This window comes from Salinimonas profundi, from assembly GCF_014750655.1.
Classification (GTDB): Bacteria; Pseudomonadota; Gammaproteobacteria; order Enterobacterales; family Alteromonadaceae; genus Alteromonas; species Alteromonas profundi_A.
Genome location: NZ_JABBXD010000023.1, coordinates 1 through 2,354, shown reverse-complemented (window position 1 = coordinate 2,354; position 2,354 = coordinate 1). Strand labels below are relative to the sequence as shown.

General features: G+C 49.7%; 3 protein-coding genes. All 3 read right to left on the bottom strand.

The genetic code is table 11. The features are described from left to right. Window positions 1-21: 21 nt before the first annotated feature. Window positions 22-1,527, bottom strand: a complete 1,506-nt coding sequence (gene tnpC / locus HHX48_RS18555) for an IS66 family transposase (RefSeq protein ID WP_191026738.1) — start codon at window positions 1,525-1,527, stop codon at window positions 22-24. An 86-nt stretch (window positions 1,528-1,613) separates the two neighbouring features. Next, complete coding sequence (gene tnpB / locus HHX48_RS18550) at window positions 1,614-1,964, bottom strand: IS66 family insertion sequence element accessory protein TnpB (RefSeq protein WP_191026737.1); 351 nt, start codon at window positions 1,962-1,964, stop codon at window positions 1,614-1,616. Then, window positions 1,961-2,278 (bottom strand): IS66 family insertion sequence element accessory protein TnpA, encoded by a 318-nt coding sequence (tnpA, locus tag HHX48_RS18545; RefSeq protein ID WP_191026736.1) that lies wholly within the window; start codon window positions 2,276-2,278, stop codon window positions 1,961-1,963. The genes tnpB and tnpA overlap by 4 nt, the downstream gene beginning before the upstream one ends. Window positions 2,279-2,354 lie beyond the last annotated feature (76 nt).

Genomic DNA, 2,354 nt, shown 5'->3' with positions numbered 1-2,354 from the left:
GTAAGCGTCCGGTAATCCCACCTATTGTTTAGCAAACTGCCATGGTAGTAGCCGCTCGATATCGGCTTCGGGTCTGCTGAGTTGCTCCAGGCAGTCCGTGACATACTCGAAGACGTTGAGGTCGTTGGCTTTCGCCGTTTCGATAATGCTGTAGAGGATGGCGCTGGCATTGGCGCCGGTGGAGGTTTGGCTGAACAGCCAGTTTTTTCGGCCGATGACGAACGGTTTGATGGCTCGCTCTGCGCGGTTATTGTCGATGGCGAGATGGCCATCGAGTGTGTAACGCATCAGCTTATGCCATTGATTCAGGCAGTACTGTATTGCCTCGCCGAGTTTTGTTTTCGGTAACACTTGTTGGGCTGATTTTGTCAGCCAGGTTTTAAGCTGATTAAGCAGCGGCAGGCTTTTTTCCTGCCGCTGCGCATAGCGGGTTGCTGCGGTTTCTTCTTTTAACTGCGTCTCGACACGGTAGAGCTTCTGTATGTGGTTCAGTGCCCAATCGGCTTTGCCACTGCCTTTACTGCCAGCGCCTTTTTTCGCTTCCATGAACTTGCGTCTCGCATGAGCCCAGCAGCCGACTAAGGTGGCCTGCGTTTGTTCGTAGCCCTGATAGCCATCCACTTGCAGATAACCATCATAACCGTCGAGGAAGTCCACGGCACATCGCCCGGCACGGCTATTGTGATAATCGTACAGCACGATGTTGGGTATCGCCGAACCGGTGATGGTCGCTTGCGGTGAGTCCGCTCCGGTTGCATACAGCCACATATAACTGGTCGCTTTGTCAGAATCGACAACCTTCAGTGTGGTTTCATCCGCCTGGATAACCGGTTGCTGTAGAAGATGTTGATGAAGCTGGTCATAAAGCGGCTTAAATAACTCAGCACAACGGATTATCCAGTCAGCCATGGTTTTGCGGCTGAGTTCAATGCCGTGCTGTTTGAACATGGCTTCCTGCCGGTAAAGTGGCAGACCATACTGATATTTGCAGGTGACAATCTGGCTTAACAAGCTGGGTGTTGCATAGCCTTTGGGGATAACGCTATGTGGTACCGGCGCTTGTTTAACCGTATTGCTGATACCTTCTTTTTCGCAAGTACGGCACGCATACTTCGGACGTACATGCTCAATCACTTTTACCTGAGCCGGAATGAACTGAAGCTTCTCAGATTTATCTTCGCCGATGCAGTGCAGCGTGCCAGCGCAGCAATCACAGACTTTATCTTCATCAAGGATATCGTGGACGATGACTTCACGCGGCAAGTCTTCAGGCAGTGGTTTACGCTTAGGTTTATTGCGCGTATAGCTGATGGTTTCCAGTTCTGGCGTTTCAACATCGGCAGCCAGTTCTTCCGCCTCATTAAACAGTTCACCCTGACCAGGGTGGCCCTCGGTGCTTTTGCCAAACTGTTTTTGCTGTGCGATGCGGAACTGCTCTTCCAGATATTGATAACGCGCCATTACCTGCGACAACATTTTTTTCAATGTCGCCGGGTCGTCTGGTAAATTCTCGATATCAATATTCATGACATAATTATCACGCAATAACGTATTGATTGCCCGATATTATTCAGACTATTTCGTGATCGATAAATGCTGTTTATGATCACCGGTTATAAGCCGGAAGCCTTGTAATTCAATGGCGAATGGCCTATCACATCAAAGCCCGACAACAGCCACTGCAACTGCTGCTCACTCAGGTGCATGTGCTGTAATTCAGTGTCTGACGGCCATTTGAAGCGATGCTTCTCCAAGCGCTTATACCACAGGGCAAACCCGGTTTTATCCCAGTACAGCACCTTCAACTTATCCCGCTTTTTATTACAGAAGACAAACAGCGCATCCCGAAACGGATTTAATGCCATCTGCTGTTCCACCACCACAATCAGGCCGTTGATGGATTTACGGAAGTCGACATTACCCAGGTACAGATAAATGTCAGAAGGCTCAACGAACATCCTCATTCGTTCAGCGCCTTCATCAGGCTGGCTAACCACTGCGGGCTGACATTGGTCGGTAACCGCAATGTCGAAGCCGCACATTCGAGCGAAAGGGACTGAGTGTCATCTTCAATGCGGGATTCAAACGTGGTGACTTCGCGCTTAACATGAACAAACTTATTGCTGGTTCGCTGAAGCCGGATATCACTGCGTCTGGCGTAAAAAGTCTGAATGTTTATCTGATGCTGACGGCAGAACGCCACCGCTGATAATCCGCTTTGTTCCTGACGTTCGAAAAGTGCCAGCCAGGTGTTTACATCTCGTCGTTGATATCGCATGGGTGTTCTCCTTTGTGGAAGAACACCATGCAGTAGCTATGTCAGGTTTTGAATGTGGGGATTACCGGACGCTTAC

Bases quoted from the DNA above. Each gene is read 5' to 3' on its own strand.
- tnpC (WP_191026738.1), bottom strand. From the start codon at position 1,527: ATGAATATTGATATCGAGAATTTACCAGACGACCCGGCGACATTGAAA.
- tnpA (WP_191026736.1), bottom strand. From the start codon at position 2,278: ATGCGATATCAACGACGAGATGTAAACACCTGGCTGGCACTTTTCGAA.
- tnpB (WP_191026737.1), bottom strand. From the start codon at position 1,964: ATGAGGATGTTCGTTGAGCCTTCTGACATTTATCTGTACCTGGGTAAT.